This is a genomic window from Paraburkholderia sp. Ac-20340, assembly GCF_017104965.1.
Classification (GTDB): Bacteria; Pseudomonadota; Gammaproteobacteria; order Burkholderiales; family Burkholderiaceae; genus Paraburkholderia.
The window spans coordinates 124,417-146,168 of the sequence record NZ_JAAGPR010000002.1 but is presented as its reverse complement, the minus strand read 5'-3'; the positions used below and the strand labels follow the sequence as shown (position 1 = coordinate 146,168).

The window sequence follows — 21,752 nt, the reverse complement described above, 5'->3', positions numbered from 1 at the left end:
ATCGCAAAGCGCCGCGGTGCATGACGATGCGTAGTGCTTATGCGGGTGTGCAGACGCGCTGCTTCGTTGTGCATGTGCATGTGCGCGGGTGTCTGCCTACACTGAAAGTCGATGCTGTCTGTCTGACGCAGCCGCGAAGCGCTGACGACGTTGCCGTGCAATGCCAGGCTCACCGAACCCAAGGAGATGCAGATGAATGCCAGCCTGCCCGATCTGTCCGCGTTCTGGATGCCCTTCACCGCGAACCGGCAGTTCAAGAGGGCGCCGCGCCTGCTGGTCGGCGCGAAGGGGATGTACTACACGTCGCACGACGCCCGGCAAGTGCTGGACGGCACGGCCGGGCTCTGGTGCGTGAACGCGGGGCACTGTCGCGAGGAAATCGTCGCGGCGGTGAAAGCGCAAGCCGAGGAAATGGATTTCGCGCCGACTTTCCAGATGGGCCACCCGATCGCCTTCGAAGCGGCGGAGAAGATCGCGAAGCACACGCCCGGCGATCTCAAGCACATCTTCTTCACGAACTCGGGATCGGAGGCGGTGGATACGGCGCTCAAGATCGCGCTGGCGTTTCATCGCGCGCGCGGCGAAGGGCAGCGCACGCGTTTCATTGGGCGCGAGCGCGGTTATCACGGCGTGGGCTTCGGCGGGATTTCGGTGGGCGGCATCGCGCCCAATCGCAAGATGTACTCGGGGCAGTTGCTGCCCTCGGTCGATCATCTGCCGCATACGCTCAATATTCGCGAGGCCGGATTCACGAAGGGCCAGCCCGTGTGGGGCGCACATCTCGCCGACGATCTCGAACGCCTGTGCGCGCTGCACGACGCCTCGACGATCGCCGCCGTGATCGTCGAACCGGTGGCGGGCTCGACCGGCGTGCTGATTCCGCCGCAAGGCTATCTGCAGCGTCTGCGCGAGATCTGCGACAAGCACGACATCCTGCTGATCTTCGACGAAGTCATCACCGGCTGGGGCCGCCTGGGCGCGCCGTTCGCGTCCAATTACTTCGGCGTCACGCCCGATCTGCTGACGATGGCCAAAGGCACCAACAACGCCGCCGTGCCGATGGGCGCCGTGGCCGCGAGCGCGCGCATTCACGACCAGATCGTGGGCGCGGCGCCTGGCGGCATCGAGCTATTTCACGGCTACACGTATTCGGGGCATCCGGTTGCGGCGGCGGCGGCCTGCGCGACCATCGACCTCTACGAGCGCGAAGGTCTGTTCGGCCGCGCCGCGCAGAGCGCGCCGATCTTCGAGCGCGAGATCCACAAGCTGCGCGGCGAACCGCATGTAATCGACGTGCGCAATCTGGGGTTGGTGGGCGGCGTGGAACTGGAGCCGCGCGAAGGCGCGCCCGGCGCGCGCGCCTACGAGACCTTTGTGCGCTGTTATCAGAAGGGCGTGCTGATCCGCTATACGGGCGATATCCTGGCGTTTTCGCCGCCGCTGATCGTCGACGAAAAGCAGATCGAGGAGATTTTTTCGACCGTCGCGCTGGTGCTGCGCGAAGTGGATTGAAGGCGCGCCCGCAATGAAAAAGGGCGCGGCCTGTGCAAGCCGCGCCCTTTGCGTGTTGTGATCCGGCGGATCGTGCCGCGATCAGTAAGTCGGCACCTTCGGGTCGACCTGACGCGACCAGGCGTCGATGCCGCCTTGCAGATTGAACACCTTCGTGAAGCCGCGCGATTCCAGGAACATCGCAACCTGGGCGCTGCGCGCGCCGTGATGGCAGATGCAGACGACTTCGGCTTCGTCGTCCAGTTCTTCGCTACGCGCGGGAATCTGCGCCATCGGGATCGAGACGATGCCGTCGATCTTCGCCGTTTCGATTTCCCACGGCTCGCGCACGTCGAGCAGGATGGGCGCGGGGCGCGACGAGTCGGCGAGCCATTCGGCGAGGGCGGGGGCGGTCAGGATCTGCATGAAAGACTCAATCTGATGAAGTGTTGACGCGGCGGGCGTGAAACCCGATTTTAGAACTTGAAGCGCGACGGCTGCACGGCGTTTTCGAGGGCTTCGACCCAGGTTTCGAAAACGCTGGCGATGCGGTACTGCTTGTCGTCCATGCGCGTGATGATCTGCGCTTCCATCACCGGCGCGCTGCCGACGAACGCCGCCAGGCGGCCGCCCACCTTCAGTTGTTCGAGCAGTTCCTGCGGCACGACCGGCAGGCCGCCCGAGACGCAGATCACGTCGAAGGGCGCATTCGCCGCCCAGCCGCGTGCGCCGTCGCCTTGCACGACTTCGGCGTTCAGCACGCCGTTCTTGACGAAGTTCGCGCGGGCGAATTCGGCGAGTTCGGTGTCGATCTCGACCGTCACGACCTTCTGTGCGCGATGCGCGAGCAAAGCCGCCATGTAGCCCGAACCGGCGCCGATTTCCAGCACGCTTTCGTGCTTCTTCACCGCGAGTTCCTGCAGCACGCGGGCCTCGACGCGCGGCGGCATCATGTGCTGGCCGTTGGGCAGCGGCACCTGAAGGTCGGCGAAGGCGAGATCGGCGTAGGCCGCGGGGACGAAGTGCTCACGCTTGACGACCGAAAGCAGATTCAGCACGTCCTGGTCGAGCACCTCCCAGGGGCGGATCTGCTGTTCGATCATGTTGAAACGCGCTTTTTCGATGTTCATGGTGACTTGGCGTTGGGTTCTTGCGGATTCGGGGCAGGGGCCCGGCGCGGCGCTGGCGACGCCATTCAGACGCGACGTCGCATAAAAACAGTGCTAGGCAACCGCGAGATTGTACCAAAGGGTTTTTGCGGCGCGCCTTGCGGCCGGCACGGGAAAACGCGCATCGGGCGGCGCACGACTGGCCATTCGGATGAGTACCGCGCCGCGCCCCGGACAGCGAAACTGGCAGCGTGTTTAACCCGCTGCAAGGAATCCGCATGTCCAATGTCATACAGATGAATTTCGCCGCCGCGTCCACCATCACGCGGCGAAGCTGGGGAATGGGCGCAAGCGCCGTGGTGCAGGTTCGCGTCGATACGGCCGCGCACGAGGTGTGGTTTGGCGCAAACGGGCGGGGGGCGCGTAGCGAAACGCGCCCCGTCATGATCGGCGGGGCGCGGTTTGCACGAGGCGCGCCGCGCAGTCAGCCGGGGTGAAGCCCGTTCACTGCCCCAGATAAACGAACTTGCCGCCGCGGATCGTGCCCATCACGCTCGCGCGCTGGTCGAGGCCCACGTGGTCTTTTTCGCTGGTGTTGACCATGCCGTTGGGCACGACCACTTCGTGCGCGTGCTCAAGCTCGCTGCGCAGCGCCACGCGAAACGCCTCCGTGCCCGGCTGCGCGGTCTTGAGCGCGCGCGTAACCGCATCCTGCAAACGCGGATATACGCCCGCCGCGTCGCCTGCGAACTGCGTGACCGTGCCGGGTCCGTACTTCGCCTCGTAGGCGTCCACGAAAGCCAGTGCGGCTTTCTGCGCGGGTTGATCGGCGGGCAGGGTGCGCGCGACCACAACGGGCTGGGTCGGGAACAGCGTGCCTTCGACGTCCTTGCCGCCCAGCTTGATGAACTCGGGCGTGGCGATGCCGTGCGTCTGGTAGATCGCGCCCTTATAGCCGCGCTCCACCAGCGTGCGCTGCGGCAGCACCGTCGGCGTGCCCGCGCCGGCAATCAGCACGGCGTCGGGCCTGGCGGCGATCAGCTTGAGGATCTGGCCGGTCACGCTTGCGTCGGTGCGGTTGAAGCGCTCGGTCGCCAGGATCTGGATATTGCGTTCCTTCGCGAACTTCGTGAATTCGTTGAGCCAGCTATCGCCGTAGCTGTCCGCGAAGCCGATAAAGCCCACGGTCTTGACGCCGTGCGCGGCCATGTAGCGCGTCATGACGTCGGCCATCGCGGCATCGGTCTGCGCCATCTTGAAGGCCCAGACGCGCGCGCCTTGTTGCGGTTCGACCACGGAAGCCGAACCCACGAGCGTGATCATCGGCGTTTTGCTTTCGGCGATGGGGTCGAGCGCGGCCAGCGCCGCAGGCGTGATATTCGGCCCGACGATCACATCCACATGGTCTTCGTTGATCAGCTTGTGGATGTTGCGCACGGCGGCGCCGGGATCGGAGCCGTCGTCGAGCACGATGTAATCGGCCTTTTGCCCGGCGATGGTCGGGGGCCACATCAGGATCGCATTCTTGCTGGTGATGCCGATCGCGGCGGCGGGGCCGGTGCTCGACAGGTCGATGCCCACCTTCAGGTCGGCGTGCGCGGCGGGGGCGACGGCGCCCAGCGCGAGGGCGGCGGCCAGCGCGAGCGGACGCAGGGACGAACTCAGACGCAGATACGACTTCATGCAGCGGTCTCCAGGAAGGAAAAAAGCGAGAAGTGTTCTAGTTATCTAGTGGTACATCGGCTGCATCGAACGGTGTGCGGCCGCCGCCGGGCCTGCGCCCGGCCGCGCTTTTACTGTTGTTAAAGCTCGTAACTCTCGTGCTCGCCCTTGAGCGCCTGCTCGATGAGCTTGCGGTTCAGGCTCGGCGAGAGCAGTTCGACCAGCGTGTAGACATAACTGCGCAGATACGCGCCCTGCTTGAGCGCCACGCGCGTCACGTTGCTGCCGAACAGGTGGCCCACGGGCACGGCGCGCAGATGGCGGTCGCGCTCGGCGTTGAAGGCGATGTCGGCCATGATGCCTACGCCCAGACCCAGTTCCACATAGGTCTTGATCACGTCGGCGTCGATCGCTTCGAGCACGATATCCGGGGACAGACCGCGCAGGCGGAACGCCTCGTTGATCTTGGTGCGGCCCGCGAACGCGTTGTCGTAGGTGATCAGTGGATATTGGGCCAGATCGTCGAGCGAAAGCGGCTTGCGCTCGAGCAGCGGGTGATCGGGCAGCATCACCGCGACGTGGTGCCAGGTGAAGCAGGGTAGCGAAACCAGTTCCTTATAGTTGGAGATGGCTTCGGTTGCGATCGCGAGATCGGCCTGATCGTGCAGCACCATTTCCGCGACCTGCGTGGGGCTGCCTTGCAGGATCGACAGATGCACCTTCGGGAAGCGCCGCTTGAATTCGGCGATGGCCGCCGGCAGCGAGTAGCGCGCCTGCGTATGGGTGGCGGCGATCACGAGGTTGCCTTGATCCTGGGCCGCGTAGTCCTTGCCAACCCGCTTGAGGCTCTCCACTTCCTGCAGAATACGCTCCACCGAGGCGAGGATGATCCGGCCCGGTTCCGTGAGCGAGCGCACACGCTTGCCGTGACGCGTGAAGATTTCGACCCCTAATTCGTCCTCCAGCTCGATGATCGCCTTCGAAACGCCTGGCTGGCTTGTATACAGTGCCTTGGCCGCTTCGGTGAGATTGAAGTTCTGGCGCACGGCCTCGCGCACGAAGCGGAACTGGTGGAGGTTCATATATAACCCCTTGGCATATCAACCTGATTTTTAGATCGTTTGAAATATAAGGCGAGTTTATTACCATTTCCCCAACTTTTCCAATATGGATATCTGTTTTGGTCATTAGCAAATGACCGGCGACTTGAAGGCGCCGGCCCGTTGCCAGGAAGCAGGACCAGAACTAGCTAAGTCGAAGTCGGAGAACGCGGCGTAACCGGAACGCTGCGATTGATACAACCCTGGGGTCCCCGAATGTACCAATACGATCAGTACGACCAGACCATCGTCGACGAGCGCGTCGCGCAATACAGCGACCAGGTTCGCCGCCGCCTGTCGGGCGAATTGAGCGAAGAAGAGTTCCGCCCGCTGCGTCTGCAAAACGGTCTCTACTACCAGCGTCACGCTTACATGCTTCGCGTCGCGATTCCTTACGGCAATCTGCGTAGCGATCAGCTGCGCATGCTCGGCCAGATCGCCCGCGAACACGACCGCGAATACGGCCACTTCTCGACGCGTTCGAACATCCAGTACAACTGGATCAAGCTCGAAGAAACGCCTGAAATCCTTGCCAAGCTCGCGTCCGTCCAGATGCACGGCATCCAGACGTCGGGCAACTGCATCCGCAACATCACCGCCGACCAGTTCGCAGGCGTGACGCCCGACGAAGTCGTCGATCCGCGCCCGTGGGCCGAGATCATGCGTCAATGGTCGACGTTCCACCCCGAATTCGCGTGGCTGCCGCGCAAGTTCAAGATCGCTGTGTCGGGTTCGAAGGAAGACCGCGCCGCCGTGCAGATCCACGATCTGGGCGTCTACCTCGAACGTAACGAGCAGGGCGAAGTGGTCGCCAGCATCCTCGCGGGTGGCGGTCTGGGCCGCACGCCGATCATCGGCGCGATCATCAAGCGCAACCTGCCGTGGCAGCATCTGCTGACCTACTGCGAAGCCGTGCTGCGCGTGTACAACCGCTACGGCCGCCGCGACAACCTCTACAAGGCGCGTATCAAGATTCTCGTGAAGGCGCTTTCGCCCGAGAAGTTCGCGCAGCAAGTGGAAGAAGAGTGGCAGCACCTGAAGGACGGTCCTTCGACGCTGACGCAAGCTGAAGTCGACCGCGTGGCGCAGTACTTCGTGCCGCCGGCCTACGAAAAGCTCGCCGATACCGATACGTCCTACGAAAAGCATCTGCTCGAAAACCGCGCCTTCGCGCGCTGGGTCGAGCGCAATGCGCGTCCGCATCGCGTGCCGGGTTATGCGTCGGTGACGATCTCGCTCAAGCCGCGCAACATCGCGCCGGGCGACGCCACGGACAAGCAGATGGAAGCCGTGGCCGATTGGGCCGACGAATACTCGTTCGGCCAGATCCGCGTCTCGCACGAGCAGAACCTGATCCTCGCCGATGTGAAGAAGCGCGACCTGTTTGCGCTGTGGGAAAAGGCCAAGGAGCAAGGTTTCGCGACGGCAAACGTCGGTCTGCTGACTGACATCATCGCGTGCCCGGGCGGCGACTTCTGCTCGCTCGCGAATGCGAAGTCGATCCCCATCGCGCTGGCGATCCAGGAGCGTTTCGACAACCTCGATTTCGTCTACGACCTGGGCGACCTGACGTTCAACATCTCGGGCTGCATCAATGCGTGCGGTCATCACCACGTCGGCAATATCGGCGTGCTGGGCGTGGATAAGGACGGTTCGGAGTGGTATCAGGTCACGCTCGGCGGCGAGCAGGGCACCGGCGCCAACGGCGCGCGCCTTGGCCGCGTGATCGGCCCGTCGTTCTCGGCGGAAGAGATGCCCGACGTGGTGCAGAAGGTGATCGACACGTTTGTCGAAAACCGCATCGACGGCGAGCGTTTCATCGACACGTACGACCGCATCGGCATGGCCCCGTTCAAGGAGCGCGTGTACGCCTCGCGCCAGCCGGCCCACGCCTGATCCGCCCGCAACGAGATACGAGAGTTAAGCAATGGCATTGATCATCAAAAACCGCGAGATCGTTGAAGACAGCTGGCAGGTCGTGCGTGCCGCCGAAGACGGCGTGCTGCCCGATGTGGCCGCGCTGCCGGCGGGCAAGGTGCTGGTTCCGTTCGCGTACTGGCAGGCCAACCGCGAAGCGCTCGCTGCGCGCGGCAAGGACGAACTGGGCGTGTGGCTCGCGCCGGACAGCGAACCGGCCGACGTGGTCGCCGAATTCGACAACATCGCGCTGATCGCGATCGACTTCCCGGTGTTCCGCGATGGCCGCGGCTATTCGATCGCGCGTCTGCTGCGCGAGCGCTATGGCTACAAGGGCGAGATCCGCGCGATCGGCGACGTGCTGCGCGACCAGCTGCGCTTTTACGAGCGCTGCGGCTTCGACGCCTACGCACTGCGCGCCGACAAGGATATCAACGACGCACTGAAGGCATTCACCGAATTCACGGTGCAATACCAGGGCGCGTTCGACGAGCCGTCGCCGCTGTTCCGCCGCCGTGCAGCACAAGCGGGCGCAGCAGCATGAGCACCGCCGCAAGCGTTGTCACCGCAGACCTGCAAGCGAAGATCGAGCGCCTCGACGCACTGCTCGATTCGATCGCCGCACGTCACGCCGACGTCAAGCTAGCCAGCAGCCTCGCCGCCGAAGACATGCTGCTCACCCACGCGATCCTGTCGCGCGGCGTGAAGATCGGCATCTTCTCGCTCAACACGGGCCGCCTGCACGCGGAAACCGTGGGCATGATCGACACGGTGCGCGAGCGTTACGGCTACGAGATCGAGCAGTTCCGTCCGCAGCAGGACGCCATCGACGAATACGTCACGCAGCACGGCCTGAATGCGTTCTACGAGAGCGTCGATCTGCGCAAGCGCTGCTGCGAGATCCGCAAGGTCGAGCCGCTCAATCGCGCGCTGTCGGGCGTGTCGGCGTGGGTCACGGGCCAGCGGCGCGAGCAGTCGGTCACGCGCGCGGAACTGCACGAGGAAGAGCGCGACGAAGCCCGCAACATCGACAAGTTCAATCCGCTCGCGGACTGGACCGAAGCCGATGTCTGGGATTACCTGCGCGCCTTCGCGGTGCCGGTGAACCCGCTGCATGCGCGCGGCTACCCGAGCATCGGCTGCGAACCCTGCACGCGTGCGATCCGTCCCGGCGAAGACAGCCGTGCGGGCCGCTGGTGGTGGGAGTCGCGCGATACGAAGGAATGCGGGCTGCACATCACGTCGGTTTCCGCGATTCCGGTGGTCGAAGCTGCCCCGGAAGTTTCGCCGATCGGACACGCGAGCTAAGATTGAAGTTTTCGCGCCGCTTTCGATGTTTTAACGGACATCGAACGGCCGCGAAGTCGAATACAGAGTAACGCGCCCTGATTCCCCGGAACGGGGGCGCGATCAGACGAAGGATTCCGAACATGAGCACGACGCTCGACTCCGCAGTGAACGCGCCGCTTCAGGTCACGGCGAACCGCATGGACCATCTCGACTGGCTCGAAGCCGAGTCGATCCACATCCTGCGCGAACTCGTTGCCGAGTGCAGCAAGCCCGCGCTGCTGTTCTCGGGCGGCAAGGACTCGGTGGTCGTGCTCGCGCTCGCCCTGAAGGCGTTCGGCCTGGGCGCGAACCGCAAGACCTCGCTGCCGTTCCCGCTCGTGCACATCGACACGGGCCACAACTACGAAGAAGTGATCGACTTCCGCGATCGCCGTGCGGCTGAAATCGGCGCGGAACTCGTGGTCGGTCACGTCGAAGATTCGATCAGGAAGGGCACGGTGCGCCTGCGCCGCGAAACCGACTCGCGCAATGCGGCGCAAGCGGTCACGCTGCTCGAAACCATCGAACAATACGGCTACACGGCGATGATCGGCGGTGCGCGCCGCGACGAAGAGAAGGCCCGCGCGAAAGAGCGCATCTTCTCGTTCCGCGACGAATTCGGCCAGTGGGACCCGAAGGCGCAGCGCCCGGAACTCTGGAGCCTGTACAACGCGCGTCTGCACAACGGCGAACACCTGCGCGTGTTCCCGATCTCGAACTGGACCGAACTCGACGTGTGGCAATACATCGAGCGCGAAAAGCTCGAACTGCCGTCGATCTACTACGCGCACCAGCGCGAGATCGTGCGCCGCAACGGCCTGCTCGTGCCGGTCACGCCGCTCACGCCGATGAAGGAAGGCGAAACCAGCGAAATGGCGCAGGTGCGTTTCCGCACCGTCGGCGACATCAGCTGCACCTGCCCGGTGGCGAGCGATGCCGACAACATCGAGAAGATCATCGCTGAAACGGCCGTGACCGAAATCACGGAACGTGGCGCCACGCGCATGGACGACCAGGCGTCGGAAGCCGCGATGGAACAGCGCAAGAAGCAAGGTTATTTCTAAGAGCACGCAGAGGAAAGATTAGACATGGTTACGACTCACCAACCTGAAGACCTCGGCGTGCTGCGCTTCATCACCGCAGGCAGCGTGGACGACGGCAAAAGCACGCTGATCGGCCGCCTGCTGTACGACAGCAAGGCCGTTTTGAGCGACCAGCTTTCGGCGCTCTCGCGTGCGAAGAACAAGCGCACCGTCGGCGACGAAATCGACCTCTCGCTGCTCACGGACGGCCTCGAAGCCGAGCGCGAGCAGGGCATCACGATCGACGTGGCTTACCGCTACTTCGCGACGGCCAAGCGCAAGTTCATCATCGCCGATACCCCCGGCCACGAGCAGTACACGCGCAACATGGTCACGGGCGCTTCCACGGCGCACGCGGCGATCATCCTGATCGACCCCACGCGCGTGACGGTCGAGAACGGCGTGACGCAACTGCTGCCGCAAACGAAGCGCCATAGCGCCATCGTCAAGCTGCTCGGCCTGCAACACGTGATCGTCGCGATCAACAAGATGGATCTGGTCGATTACAGCGAAGCGACCTTCAACCTGATCCGCGAAGCCTATGTCGAACTCGCGCGCCAGCTCGGTCTGGACAACGTGCGTTTCGTGCCGGTGTCGGCGCTCAAGGGCGACAACATCGTCGGCCTGAGCGAGCGTATGCCGTGGTACGCGGGCCAGCCGCTGCTCGACGTGCTCGAGCAACTGCCGGTTGCGCAGGCAAGCGGCGAAGCGCTGCGCTTCCCGGTGCAGTGGGTCGCGCGCCAGGACGGTTCGAGCGCCGATGACTTCCGCGGCTACATGGGCCGTGTCGAAGCGGGCGAAGTGAAGCTCGGCGACACCATCACGGTGCTGCCGGCTGGCCGCGCCGCAACGGTTGCGGAAATCATCGCACCGGTGCCGGGCGGCACGGCGCAGGTCGATCGCGCATTCGCAGGCCAGACCGTGACGATCCGCCTGGCGGAAGACGTCGACGTTTCGCGCGGCGACACCTTCGTGCCGGCCAACGACGAAACGCAACCGGCGAAGAAGCTCGAAGCGGACCTCTGCTGGTTCGACGAAGAGCCGCTCTCGACGCAGCGCAAGTACCTGCTCAAGCAGACCACCAGCACGGTGTTCGCGAAGATCGGCGCGATCAAGGAAGTGCTCGACGTGCATACGCTGTCGCACGCCGTCGATCGCCAGAACCTCGCGATGAACGACATCGGCCGCGTCTCGCTCACGCTGCAAAAGCCGCTGGTCGCGGACCTGTATGATGTGCACCCCGGCACCGGCGCGTTCGTCCTCATCGACGAGGCAACGCATCATACGGTGGCTGCGGGCATGATCCGCGCGCTGACGGCCTGACCGTCCGACGCCTCCACGCTCGCTCCGGTCGATACAGGGTTCTGAAATATGGGTAAGGTCTATCTGATCGGCGCCGGACCGGGCGCGGCGGATCTCATCACGGTGCGCGGCGCGCGCCTGCTCGGGCAGGCGCAGGTCGTCCTGCACGACGCGCTGGTCGAGGCGGCGATGCTGGACTACGCGCCGCAAGACGCGAAGTTCATCGCGGTTGGCAAGCGGTGCGGCCAGCGCTCGACGGCGCAGCAGTTCATCAACAAGCAACTGGTGGATGCGGCGCGCGAGCATGACATCGTCGTGCGTCTGAAGGGCGGCGATCCGATGCTGTTCGGTCGCGCCGACGAAGAAATGCGTGCGCTCGAAGCGGCCGGCATCGAGTATGACATCGTGCCGGGCATCACGGCGGCACTGGCGAGCGCGGCGACGCTGCAACGCTCGCTGACGTTGCGCGGCGTCTCGCGCAGCGTGGCGCTGGCCACGTATTCGCGGGCGGCGGGCAGCGAAGAGATTCGCGAGCACGTCAACGCCGATTCGCTGGTGTTCTACATGGGCCGCGACAGCGCGCCCGATATCGCACAGCAGTTGATCGACGCGGGTCGCCCGGGCGCCACGCCAGTGGCGATCGTCGAGGCCTGCAGCACGGCGCGCGAACGCACGCTCACAATGACGCTGGCGAAGCTGGCGGCCGGCGAGGCGCAGGACTGGCTCGATGCGGCGCAGCCGAGCCTGCTGATGATCGGCGAGGCGTTTGCCGAGCGGGCAGGGCAGCAGGCCGGCGAGGACGATCTGAGCGACGACCGTCTCGTTGCCGCCTGAGAGACGCAGGCTGCGTCAGGAAAGAATCAAGACGGGGGTTGTGCCATAAGAAAGCAGAAGGGCCGCTGAAAAGCGGCCCTTCTGCGTTTACGTCGGAGTTTTTTTCAGGCTTCGTGCGTGAGGCAGTACTGCACGATCGCGTCGAGCACGCCATCGTCTTCGCCCACCGCCGTCGCGCAATCGATCTGCACTTGCGGATGCGCGGCCTGGCATTGCGCGATCAGCGCGGGCAGGTCGCGGCGGATATGCCCGCCCTGGCCGAAGAACACCGGCACCACCGTGATGACCGTGCAGCCTTGCGCGGCTTGTGCGTCGATGGCTTCGGGCAGGCCCGGCGTCATCAGTTCGAGAAACGCGAGATCGACGGGACCGGCCGCGCCACGCGAAGCGGCCAGCTTGGCCGCGAGACGCGTGAACGGCTCTTTCCAGCGCGCGTCGCGCGCGCCGTGGCCGAAGAGAATCATGCCGTGCATCGCCATCTTTGCGATCCCAAAGAGCCTGTCTGCGCTAACCCGGCTAGTGCCGGTCCACCCACTTCAAGCCCAGCAGCCCGAGCGCCAGATAGATCAACCCGGGCGTGGCCGCCGTGAGCGGCGCGGGCCAGGTATTCAGATTGCCGATGTGCGAGAACAGCGTGTTGACGAGCTGGAAGCTCATCCCCAGCATGATCCCGCCGAACACCTTCACGCCCACCACGCCCGCACGCGTATGCAGATACGCGAACGGCAGCGACAGCACCAGCATCACGAACACCGCGAACGGGTAGAGCAGCTTGCGCCACAGCGCGATTTCATAGCGCTGCGTGTCCTGATGGTTTTCCGTCAAATGCTGGATGTAGCGGAACAGGTTGAACATCGACATGCGGTCCGGCGACACCAGCAGCACCGAAAGAATCTGCGGCGTGAGTTCCGAGCGCAGCGAATATTCGGGCGTGGAAGTCTGCGTTGCGCGATAGACCGGCGCGAGCGCATCGGTCGGCTGGTTCTGCGGCGGCGGCACGCCGATCAGTTCGGTATCGGTCACGTCCTTGAGCAGCCAGTGGCCCGGCGGCTGGAACTTGCCGCTCTTGGCCACGCGCACGTTCGAAAGGCGGAACTGCGAATCGAACTCGTAGATGCGCACGTTCGTGATGGTCGCGTCCGGCTGCAGCTCGCCCACGTTGACGAAGCGCGTGGCCTGCTGGCCATCCGCGCGCGTAGTGAGCGTGTCCTTGACCCAGACGCCCGACTTGAAGTCGGTCGACACCGCCGAACCGAGCGCTTCCAGACGCACCTTCTCGGAAAGCTGATCGGTGTAAGGACCGACCACTTCGCCGATCAGATACGTGAGCAGCACGAGCGGCACGCCGATCTTCAGCAGCGAGCGCAGCGCCTGGCCGGTCGCGAGGCCGGAGACGCGGAAGATGGTGAATTCCGAGCTGGCGGCCATCTGCGCGAACACGTAGATGGCGGCAATCAGCGCGGCGACCGGAATGATTTCATAGAGCCGCGAGGGCGCCTGCAGCGCCACGCGCAGCACCGCGTAGGTGAACTTGTAGTTGCCGTGGCCGACCGAGTTCAACTCGTTGATCAGGTCGAAGAAGAAGAACAGGCCGGAGAAGGCGAACAGAATGAAGATGAACGTCAGATAGACCTGACGCGCAAAGTATTTCTCGTAGATGCGCATCGGTCAGTTCCCCTGCGACGCGCGGCGGAACATCGCGCGGGTAAAGAGCGGCCGGTTGCGCACACGCAGCCAGAAAATAAAGGCGACAAGCGCGAGCACAATCAGGTGCAGCGACACAAGGCCGACGCCGAACGACAGCTTGCCTTGCTCGATCTGCGACTGCACGACGTTGAGCAGGTTCGAATAGGTCAGATAGATCAGCACGGCCATCACGAGGTTGATGGTGCGGCTGCGGCGCGGGTTCTGGTACGCGAGGGGGATCGCCAGCAGCATCAGATTGATCGCGATCAGCGGCAGACCCACGCGCCAGGCGAATTCGCCGAGGTTGTCGTTGGTCGGATTGCGCAGGAGATCCGGCGTGGACGTGGTGCTCGACGTGGGCGTATTGACCACGGGCTGGCTCTGGACCTTCACGCCGTAACGCTGGAATTCGGTGATGCGGAAGTCGGGGTGGCCCGGTTCGCCGTCGTAGCGGCGGCCGTTTTCCAGCACGACGAAACGATCGCCGTTCCTGGTGGTTTCCGTGTGACCGGTTTTCGAGACGATCACGTTGACCTTGCCGTTTTCCGTGCTCGTGACGAACACGTTCTCCACGCGGCCCTGGTCGGGGCTCATGCTTTCGATGAAGAAAACGCGGTGCGTGGTGGGCGATTCGCGGAACTGGCCCGGCGCGAGCAGCGAGACTTCGTCGCGCTGCTGGAAGCGTGCGCGGATCAGCTTGCTCTGCGCGTTCGACCACGGCCAGCCAACGAGCGCGAAGAACACGATCAACAGGATGATCGGCGTGGAGAACACGGCGATCGGCTTGATCAGGCGCGTGAGGCTCACCCCGGAGGCGAGCCAGACGACCATTTCAGAATCCTTGTACCAGCGCGTGAGCACAAACAGGATCGACACGAAAAGCGTGACGATGAGCATGACGGCGAGGTAGCCGATCACGGTCAGGCCGATCAGGACCAGCACGTCGCGCGGGTCGATCTGGCCAGACGCAGCAAAGCCGACGATGCGGATCATCATCGTCGTCAGCATGATCGTGAGCAGAACCATGAACACGGCGCCAGCCGTGTACGCGAGTTCGCGCTGCAGGGAACGTTCGAAGATCATTCTAGATGGGCTGGGCGGGCGGCCTGCGCCGGGCGCCGCGCTGCTCGCGCTACCGCCCAGGAGCCGCCGCGGTAAAAATAGCGGATAATTGCGGCTTTCATCCTAAGCCCTGATTTTATCCGAGGACAAGCGCGATGGACTTTAGCATAAAAGCCTGTGATTGGAGCAAAGGCGGGGAAGGCCCCTTCCTGACCGGCAAGTCGGATTGCGTCGTGGTCGGTGTCTTCGAAGCGCAAACCCTCTCCGGCCCGGCATTCGTGATCGACAGCGCACTCGGCGGCACGATCGCCCGCGTCGTCAAGGCCGGCGACATGGACGGCAAGCCCGGGTCGACCTTGTTCCTGCCGGAAGTGACCGGTATCGGCGCCTCGCGGGTGCTGCTGGTCGGCCTCGGCAAGCAGGATGCATTCGGCCAGAAGGCCTATGGCGAAGCGGTTCGGGCCGCATGGCGCGCGATTCTCGGCACGCGCATCGCCCAGGTGACGTTCTCGCTCGCGCAGTTGCCCATCAAGGAGCGCACCGGCGACTGGGGCGTGCGCGCCGCGATTCTCGCGCTGCGCAACGAGACCTACCGCTTCACGCAGATGAAGAGCAAGCCGGACGTCACGCAGCGCGCGCTCAAGCGCGTCGTCTTCAGCGTGGACGCCGCGGAAGAAAAGGTCGCCAAGGTCACCGCCAAGCAGGCCGTGGCGCTGGCCAACGGCATGGACCTCACGCGCGACCTCGGCAACCTGCCGGGCAACGTCTGCACGCCGACCTATCTGGCCGCCACGGCCAAGAAGCTCGCGCGCGACTGGAAGCTCAAGGTCGAAGTGCTGGGCCAGCGTCAGATCGAAGCGCTCAAGATGGGCTCGTTTCTTTCTGTAACAAAGGGCTCGGTCGAACCGCCGCAATTCATCGTCATGCACTATCAGGGCGCCAGCGCGAAAGCCGCGCCGGTCGTGCTGGTCGGCAAGGGCATCACGTTCGACACGGGCGGCATTTCGCTCAAGCCCGGCGAGGGCATGGACGAGATGAAGTACGACATGTGCGGCGCCGGTTCGGTGCTGGGCACGATGCGTGCGGTGGCCGAAATGGGCCTCAAGCTCAATGTGATCGGCGTCATTCCCACCTGCGAGAACATGCCGGCCGGTAACGCCACCAAGCCTGGCGACGTCGTCACGACGATGGCGGGTCTCACGGTCGAAGTGCTGAACACCGACGCCGAAGGCCGTCTGATCCTGTGCGACGCGCTCACGTATGTGGAACGCTTCAAGCCGGCAGCGGTGATCGACATCGCCACGCTGACGGGCGCCTGCGTCATTGCGCTCGGTCATCACAACAGCGGTCTGTTCTCGAAGGACGATGCGCTCGCGGGCGAACTGCTCGACGCGTCGCGCGAAGCCGGCGACCCGGCCTGGCGCCTGCCGCTCGACGACGAGTATCAGGACCAGCTGAAGTCGAACTTCGCGGATATCGCCAATATCGGCGGTCGTCCGGGCGGTGCGGTCACGGCGGCGTGCTTCCTGTCGCGCTTTACCGAAGCCTATCCGTGGGCCCACCTCGACATCGCGGGCACCGCGTGGAAGGGCGGCGCAGCGAAGGGCGCAACGGGCCGTCCGGTGCCTTTGCTCGCGCAGTTCCTGATCGATCGCGCGGCGCAATGACATCGAGTTTGAACCCGATGGTGGTGGAAGCATGACGCGCATCGACTTCCACACCAATGTGGGCGATGCGCTGATGTACGCATGCCGTCTCGTGCGCAAGGCGTATCTGGCCGACCAGCAGGTTGTCGTGCTGGCCGAGCCGGCGCGCCTGCGCACGTTCGACGAACTGCTGTGGACGTTCTCGCCGCTCGAGTTCGTGCCGCACTGCATGGCCGATAACGCGCTGGCCGCGCAGACGCCTATCGTGCTGGCGGCGGATCTCGAGCGTGCGCCGCATCATCGCGTGCTGCTCAATCTGGGCGCCGCGGTGCCGCCGCAGTTCGCGCGCTTCGAGCGTCTGCTCGAAGTGATCGGCGATGCGCCCGAGGAACTGGCGTCGGGCCGCGAGCGTTATCGCTTCTATCGCGATCGCGGTTATACGCTGAACAACTACAAGCAGGGCGGCTGAACGCAGCCGGTGAGGGTTTGCCGCCGCTGGCCTGAGATTTCTGTTTGATCGATATCCGAAGGAGGCGATCGTGACCGAGTTGCATGATCTTGATGAGGCGCCGATCCCGCTTTTGAGCGACATCATGGTTCCGGGCAATCTGTTGCGTGCCCGCTCGCCGTTCGAGCGGGTGCACGAGGCGCAGACGCTTCCGGTCGAGCAGCCTGTGCAGGATGCCGCGCCGGAGCCCGTTGCCACGCCGGCGACTGCCGAAACCATGGCGGCCGCGCATGCCGTGCCCGAGCCGACGCTCGCGCAGGAACCCGAGCCTCAATCCGCACCGCAGGACACCTACGCGCTCTATGCACAGGACGCGGATGCACTCGTCGAGCGTCTGCGCGGGCGCGCTCTCAGTTGGCTGACCGGCGAAGGCCGTGGCGTGATCGAGCAGCGCTGCAGTGCCGCGATGCAGGAGCATTCGCACTGGATCGTGGGGCAGGTCTCGCGCGAGATTGGCCTCGCGCTCGAAACCGAACTCAAGGGCTGGGTCAAGGCCGCCGTGCGCGAGGAACTGGACGCGCGCGCGACGCATGGCACGCCGCCATCGGCCTGAGTTGCTGCGTTATTTCAGCGTAAGAATCCAGCTCGCCAGCATGGCCGCCTGACCGGGGCTCAATTGCGTGTTGGCGGGCATGGGCACCATGCCCCACACGCCGCTGCTGCCTTCCATGATCTTGTGCGCGAGATAGGTTTGCGCTTCGGGCCGGGCCGAGTACTTCGACGCTACATCGCGTAGCGCCGGGCCCATGAAGGTGCGCGTCACCGAATGACAGCTCATGCAGTTCTGCTGCTGGGCGAGCGCGAGTCCGCTTGCCATGCTGGTTGCGGCTGGAGCGCTGGTGGCGACCATCGCGGCCGGGCCGTTCTGCGCATGGGCGGCGCTGCCTGCCAGCGCGCATAGCCATACTGCCGATCTCACTACCGTTGCAATCTGAGCCAGCGGGGCGGCCGGCGTCGCTGTCTTGTTCTTCGCTTGCGACTTCAGTTTCATGCTGGTCTCCGCCAGCGTGGTCGCCGGCTGTGTCGTCGCATTATAGAAGCAAAGGGCGCGCAGCCAGGCTACGCGCCCATTTGTCTCGCTTCTGGCGATCTAACCGACGATTTCAGCCGATGAAACAGCGCGTTAGCGCTCAAGGCCCGCTGCGGCCCGCCGCCTAACCCGTCACCGCGCCCAGATTCGCGGGGCGCGTCAGCGCCGCGAACTTCGCCAGCACACCGCGCGTATAACGCGGCGCGGGTTGTTTCCACGCGGCGCGGCGGCGCGCGAGTTCGGCGTCGTCGATATTCAGTTGCAGCAGCAACTTGTGCGCATCGATGGTGATCGAATCGCCTTCCTGCACCAGCGCGATCGTGCCGCCATCGAACGCTTCCGGCGCGACGTGGCCGACCACCATGCCCCACGTGCCGCCCGAGAAACGCCCGTCGGTGATCAGGCCGACCGTTTCGCCCAGCCCCTTGCCGATGATCGCCGAAGTCGGCGCCAGCATCTCCGGCATGCCCGGCCCACCCTTCGGCCCGAGATAGCGCAACACGACGACGTCGCCGGCCTTGATCTTGTCGGCGAGGATGGCGTCCATCGCGCTTTGCTCGTCGTCGAACACCCGCGCCGGACCGGTGATGACCGGATTCTTCAGCCCGGTGATCTTGGCGACGGCGCCTTCGGTGGCGAGATTGCCCTTGAGGATCGCCAGATGGCCTTCCTTGTAGAGCGCCTGGTCGATCGGATAAATCACCTTCTGGTCGGCGCGCGGCTTCGAGGGCACGTCCTTGAGTTCTTCCGCGATCGTGCGGCCCGTGATGGTCATGCAGTCGCCATGCAGCATGCCCGCGTCGAGCAGCAGCTTGAGCACCTGCGGAATGCCGCCCGCCTCATGCAGATCGGTCGCCACGTATTGACCGGAAGGCTTGAGGTCGCAGATCACCGGCACTCGCTTGCGCATGCGCTCGAAGTCGTCGATGTTCCATTCGATTTCCGCGGCGTGCGCGATCGCCAGATAGTGCAGCACGGCATTGGTCGAGCCGCCCGTCGCCATGATCAGCGCCACGGCGTTTTCGATCGACTTCTTCGTGATGATGTCGCGCGGCTTGAGGTCTTTTTTCACGGCCTCGACCAGCACGCGCGCCGATTCCGCCGCCGAATCGACCTTCTCCTGATCGGGATTCGCCATCGTCGACGAATAGAGCAGGGACATGCCCAGCGCCTCGAACGACGAACTCATCGTGTTGGCCGTGTACATGCCGCCGCACGAACCCGTGGACGGGCAGGCGTTTTTCTCGACGCCCTCGAAGTCCTCTTCGGTCATGCGCCCGGCCGTGAATTCGCCCACCGCCTCGAACGCCGACACGATGGTCAGATCCTTGCCCTTCCAGTGCCCCGGGCGGATCGTGCCGCCATACACGTAAATGCCCGGCACGTTGATGCGCGCGAGCGCGATCATGCCGCCCGGCATGTTCTTGTCGCAGCCGCCGATCACCACCACGCCGTCCATCCATTGGCCCTGCACGCAGGTCTCGATGCAATCGGCGATCACTTCGCGCGAGACCAGCGAGTACTTCATGCCCTCGGTGCCCATCGACATGCCGTCGGAGATCGTCGGCGTGCCGAAGGTCTGCGGATTGGCGTCGGCGCCCTTGATGGCGGCCACGGCGGCATCGGCCAGACGCTGCAGGCCGGCGTTGCAGGGCGTGATGGTCGAATGACCGTTGGCGACGCCGATCATCGGCTTGTCGAAGTCGGCCTTCTCGTAGCCGAGCGCGTAATACATCGAGCGGTTCGGCGAGCGCGCGACGCCTTGCGTGATGTGCTTCGAACGACGGTTGTAGGACATGGGGACGCTCCGTTGTGTGTTTTGTGAGCCGGGCGCAGACGTGTCGTTGGCGACCTGGGCGACCTGGCCGATGCGCACGACTCGTGCAAAACAGAATGGTGTGTCGCGAGCGCAATGTCCAATATATTATTCGTCGCTTATTGAGTCGTAAAAAGTATCAATAGCGCTATGAGTACATCGATTCCCGACCTGCGCCAGTTGCGCTACTTCGTCGCCGTGGCCGAGGAGCAGCACTTCGGCCGCGCCGCCGCGCGCCTGTCGATGACACAGCCGCCGCTCTCGCAGGCGATCCGCGCGCTGGAGGAGACGCTGGGCGTCGATCTGTTCGCCCGCACGCGCCGCTCGGTCGAACTGACCGCCGTGGGCGCCGATCTGCTGCCCGAGGTGCGCCGTCTGCTGGCCGCCGCCGAAGCGCTGCGCCCGCTCGCGCAGAGTCTCGCGCGCGGCGAGGCGGGCGTGCTCGCGCTGGCCTTCGTATCGACCGCCGATTACGGCTTGCTGCCCGCGCTGCTGCGCGAGTTCGGCGCGCGCTATCCGCGCGTGCGCCTGCAACTGACCGAGGCCACGAGCGACGTGCAGGTCGAGGAACTCGTGGCCGGCCGCATCGACGCGGGGCTCGTGATCGCGCCCGTGCCGCCGCGCCATGCCGCGCATCTGACGTATCTGAGCGTGGCGCGCGAGCCGCTGGTGATCGCCATGCCCACAGCGCTGGCGGCGCGCACCGGCAGTGCCACGGACGATGGCTGGTGCGACACGCCCGTGAGTCTGCGCGAGCTCGCCGAGGCGCCGCTCGTGGTGTTCCCGCGCCATCTCGCGCCGGGCTTCTACGACACCATCATGGATTGTTACGGCGCGGCCGGTCTCGCGCCGCGCGTCGGGCAGGAGGCGATCCAGATGCAGACGATCGTGAGCCTCGTTTCGGCGGGCATGGGCGTGGCGCTCGTGCCGCAATCGCTGCGCCATTTGCGGCGCACGGGCGTGGTCTACCGGCCGCTGGCCGAAACCGTACCGACGATCGAAACCGGCCTCGTGTGGCGCGCGGCGGAAGTGAGCCCGGTGCTGGCGGCCTTTATCGAGATCGTGCGCGCGCATGCGGGTTTCATATCCGGCCCTTAAACTTCGCGCTGCGCCCGAGATGTGCAAAATGGTTCGCGCCCCCTCGCGTCGGCGATAATGTCTGCCTTCGGCGTCGCGAACCGCGGCGCATCCTGCAATCCGCTTACACAGCTCACCGCCGACAAGAACGCTTTCCACGATGCTCATTCACCCGAATTTCGACCCTGTCGCCATCCATCTGGGGCCGCTCGCCGTGCGCTGGTACGGCCTGATGTATCTCGTCGGCTTCATTCTCGCGATCGTGATCGGCCGCCTGCGCCTGCGTCTGCCCTTCGTGGCCGCGCAAGGCTGGACCGCAAAAGACATCGACGACATGCTGTTCTACGGCGTGCTCGGCACCATCCTCGGCGGCCGTCTGGGCTATGTGCTGTTCTACAAGGCAAGCTGGTATTTCGCGCATCCGCTCGACATCTTCAAGGTCTGGGAAGGCGGCATGTCGTTCCACGGCGGCTTTCTCGGCGTGACTTTCGCGATGGTGCTGTTCGCGTGGCAACGCGGGCGCACGTGGCTGCAGGTCACCGATTTCGTCGCGCCGATGGTGCCGACGGGTCTGGCCGCCGGGCGTCTGGGCAACTTCATCAACGGCGAGTTGTGGGGCCGTGTGACTTCGCCCGATTCGCCGTGGGCGATGCTGTTCCCGGGCGCGGCCAACGACGACGCCGCGTGGCTGCAAACGCATCCGGCGCTGGCCGCGAAGTGGCATTTGAACGAAGTGTTCATGCAGTATCACCTGCTGCCGCGCCATCCGTCCGAACTCTATGAAATCGCGCTCGAAGGCATCGCGCTCTTCATCGTGCTGATCCTGTTCTCGCGCAAGCCGCGTCCGGTTGGCGCGATCTCGGCGCTGTTCCTGATCGGCTATGGTCTCGCGCGTTTCACGGTGGAATTCGCGCGTGAACCCGACGACTTCCTCGGTCTGCTCGCACTCGGTCTGTCGATGGGCCAATGGCTCTCGCTGCCGATGATCATCGTAGGCGTGCTGCTGATGATCTGGGCGTATCGCCGCGCGAAGCGCAACCCGGCTTCGCAAGCGGTGGGTGCGAAGAGTTAATGCGCGTTCGTTAATTCGCTTGCGCCGCA

22 protein-coding genes are annotated in these 21,752 nt (G+C 64.6%); 13 read left to right on the top strand and 9 right to left on the bottom strand.

Features of this window, described 5'->3' with window-relative positions; all coding sequences use genetic code 11:
• Positions 1–192: 192 nt before the first annotated feature.
• On the top strand, positions 193–1,512 hold the full coding sequence (locus tag G3N59_RS03700) for an aspartate aminotransferase family protein (protein ID WP_241023168.1): 1,320 nt from the start codon (positions 193–195) through the stop codon (positions 1,510–1,512).
• A gap of 81 nt (positions 1,513–1,593) precedes the next feature.
• Here the strand turns inward: G3N59_RS03700 and G3N59_RS03695 are convergent, their stop codons facing one another.
• Together G3N59_RS03695 and G3N59_RS03690 are read right to left on the bottom strand one after the other, a co-directional pair.
• Complete coding sequence (locus tag G3N59_RS03695) at positions 1,594–1,917, bottom strand: rhodanese-like domain-containing protein (protein ID WP_205981197.1); 324 nt, start codon at positions 1,915–1,917, stop codon at positions 1,594–1,596.
• Positions 1,918–1,967: 50 nt separating this feature from the next.
• Positions 1,968–2,621, bottom strand: coding sequence for a protein-L-isoaspartate O-methyltransferase (locus tag G3N59_RS03690; protein ID WP_205981196.1), 654 nt, complete (start codon positions 2,619–2,621; stop codon positions 1,968–1,970).
• A 257-nt stretch (positions 2,622–2,878) separates the two neighbouring features.
• On the opposite strand from G3N59_RS03690, the gene G3N59_RS03685 reads away from it, so the two are divergent.
• Entirely contained in the window at positions 2,879–3,097 is a 219-nt protein-coding gene (locus G3N59_RS03685; protein ID WP_205981195.1) for a hypothetical protein, read from the top strand.
• 7 nt (positions 3,098–3,104) lie between these two features.
• On the opposite strand, the gene G3N59_RS03680 is transcribed toward G3N59_RS03685, so the two are convergent.
• Positions 3,105–4,283 (bottom strand): ABC transporter substrate-binding protein, encoded by a 1,179-nt coding sequence (locus tag G3N59_RS03680; protein ID WP_205981194.1) that lies wholly within the window; start codon positions 4,281–4,283, stop codon positions 3,105–3,107.
• A gap of 119 nt (positions 4,284–4,402) precedes the next feature.
• Positions 4,403–5,344, bottom strand: coding sequence for a CysB family HTH-type transcriptional regulator (locus G3N59_RS03675; RefSeq protein WP_205981193.1), 942 nt, complete (start codon positions 5,342–5,344; stop codon positions 4,403–4,405).
• A gap of 234 nt (positions 5,345–5,578) precedes the next feature.
• Here G3N59_RS03675 and G3N59_RS03670 point away from each other — a divergent pair, with 234 nt between their 5' ends.
• The 6 genes from G3N59_RS03670 to cobA all read left to right on the top strand — a co-directional run bounded on the left by G3N59_RS03670 (position 5,579) and on the right by cobA (position 11,826).
• Positions 5,579–7,258, top strand: a complete 1,680-nt coding sequence (locus G3N59_RS03670) for a nitrite/sulfite reductase (RefSeq protein WP_205981192.1) — start codon at positions 5,579–5,581, stop codon at positions 7,256–7,258.
• Between the two features lie 31 nt (positions 7,259–7,289).
• The gene (locus G3N59_RS03665; protein WP_205981191.1) at positions 7,290–7,823 is read left to right on the top strand and encodes a DUF934 domain-containing protein; all 534 of its coding nucleotides are present in this window, start codon (positions 7,290–7,292) and stop codon (positions 7,821–7,823) included.
• Positions 7,820–8,587, top strand: coding sequence for a phosphoadenylyl-sulfate reductase (locus G3N59_RS03660; RefSeq protein ID WP_205981190.1), 768 nt, complete (start codon positions 7,820–7,822; stop codon positions 8,585–8,587). Before G3N59_RS03665 ends, G3N59_RS03660 begins: the two co-directional genes overlap by 4 nt.
• Before the next feature lie 122 nt (positions 8,588–8,709).
• Positions 8,710–9,672, top strand: coding sequence for a sulfate adenylyltransferase subunit CysD (gene cysD / locus G3N59_RS03655; RefSeq protein WP_205981189.1), 963 nt, complete (start codon positions 8,710–8,712; stop codon positions 9,670–9,672).
• A 24-nt stretch (positions 9,673–9,696) separates the two neighbouring features.
• Positions 9,697–11,013, top strand: coding sequence for a GTP-binding protein (locus G3N59_RS03650; protein ID WP_205981188.1), 1,317 nt, complete (start codon positions 9,697–9,699; stop codon positions 11,011–11,013).
• A gap of 48 nt (positions 11,014–11,061) precedes the next feature.
• Positions 11,062–11,826 (top strand): uroporphyrinogen-III C-methyltransferase, encoded by a 765-nt coding sequence (cobA, locus tag G3N59_RS03645; protein WP_205981187.1) that lies wholly within the window; start codon positions 11,062–11,064, stop codon positions 11,824–11,826.
• Between the two features lie 104 nt (positions 11,827–11,930).
• Here cobA and G3N59_RS03640 read toward each other — a convergent pair whose 3' ends face one another.
• The 3 genes from G3N59_RS03640 to lptF are packed head-to-tail and all read right to left on the bottom strand — an operon-like array spanning position 11,931 to position 14,595.
• Positions 11,931–12,305, bottom strand: coding sequence for a CbiX/SirB N-terminal domain-containing protein (locus G3N59_RS03640; RefSeq protein ID WP_205981186.1), 375 nt, complete (start codon positions 12,303–12,305; stop codon positions 11,931–11,933).
• A gap of 37 nt (positions 12,306–12,342) precedes the next feature.
• Entirely contained in the window at positions 12,343–13,491 is a 1,149-nt protein-coding gene (gene lptG, locus G3N59_RS03635; protein WP_205981185.1) for an LPS export ABC transporter permease LptG, read from the bottom strand.
• A gap of 3 nt (positions 13,492–13,494) precedes the next feature.
• Positions 13,495–14,595: an LPS export ABC transporter permease LptF gene (gene lptF / locus G3N59_RS03630; RefSeq protein ID WP_205981184.1), complete on the bottom strand. Its 1,101-nt coding sequence runs from the start codon at positions 14,593–14,595 to the stop codon at positions 13,495–13,497.
• 134 nt (positions 14,596–14,729) lie between these two features.
• Between lptF and G3N59_RS03625 the strand changes: the two genes are divergently transcribed.
• From G3N59_RS03625 to G3N59_RS03615, 3 genes are all read left to right on the top strand, one after another.
• A complete protein-coding gene (locus G3N59_RS03625; protein WP_205981183.1) occupies positions 14,730–16,241 on the top strand; it encodes a leucyl aminopeptidase in 1,512 nt (503 codons plus the stop codon).
• Positions 16,242–16,272: 31 nt separating this feature from the next.
• Positions 16,273–16,689 (top strand): DNA polymerase III subunit chi, encoded by a 417-nt coding sequence (locus G3N59_RS03620; protein ID WP_205981182.1) that lies wholly within the window; start codon positions 16,273–16,275, stop codon positions 16,687–16,689.
• A 70-nt stretch (positions 16,690–16,759) separates the two neighbouring features.
• Positions 16,760–17,281: a DUF2486 family protein gene (locus G3N59_RS03615; protein WP_205981181.1), complete on the top strand. Its 522-nt coding sequence runs from the start codon at positions 16,760–16,762 to the stop codon at positions 17,279–17,281.
• A 9-nt stretch (positions 17,282–17,290) separates the two neighbouring features.
• On the opposite strand, the gene G3N59_RS03610 is transcribed toward G3N59_RS03615, so the two are convergent.
• Both G3N59_RS03610 and ilvD read right to left on the bottom strand, forming a co-directional pair.
• Positions 17,291–17,578 (bottom strand): c-type cytochrome, encoded by a 288-nt coding sequence (locus tag G3N59_RS03610; protein ID WP_205981481.1) that lies wholly within the window; start codon positions 17,576–17,578, stop codon positions 17,291–17,293.
• A gap of 304 nt (positions 17,579–17,882) precedes the next feature.
• Positions 17,883–19,556: a dihydroxy-acid dehydratase gene (gene ilvD / locus G3N59_RS03605; protein WP_205981180.1), complete on the bottom strand. Its 1,674-nt coding sequence runs from the start codon at positions 19,554–19,556 to the stop codon at positions 17,883–17,885.
• 168 nt (positions 19,557–19,724) lie between these two features.
• On the opposite strand from ilvD, the gene G3N59_RS03600 reads away from it, so the two are divergent.
• Together G3N59_RS03600 and lgt are read left to right on the top strand one after the other, a co-directional pair.
• Positions 19,725–20,672, top strand: a complete 948-nt coding sequence (locus G3N59_RS03600) for a LysR family transcriptional regulator (RefSeq protein WP_205981179.1) — start codon at positions 19,725–19,727, stop codon at positions 20,670–20,672.
• A 139-nt stretch (positions 20,673–20,811) separates the two neighbouring features.
• The gene (gene lgt, locus G3N59_RS03595; protein ID WP_205981178.1) at positions 20,812–21,723 is read left to right on the top strand and encodes a prolipoprotein diacylglyceryl transferase; all 912 of its coding nucleotides are present in this window, start codon (positions 20,812–20,814) and stop codon (positions 21,721–21,723) included.
• Positions 21,724–21,752 lie beyond the last annotated feature (29 nt).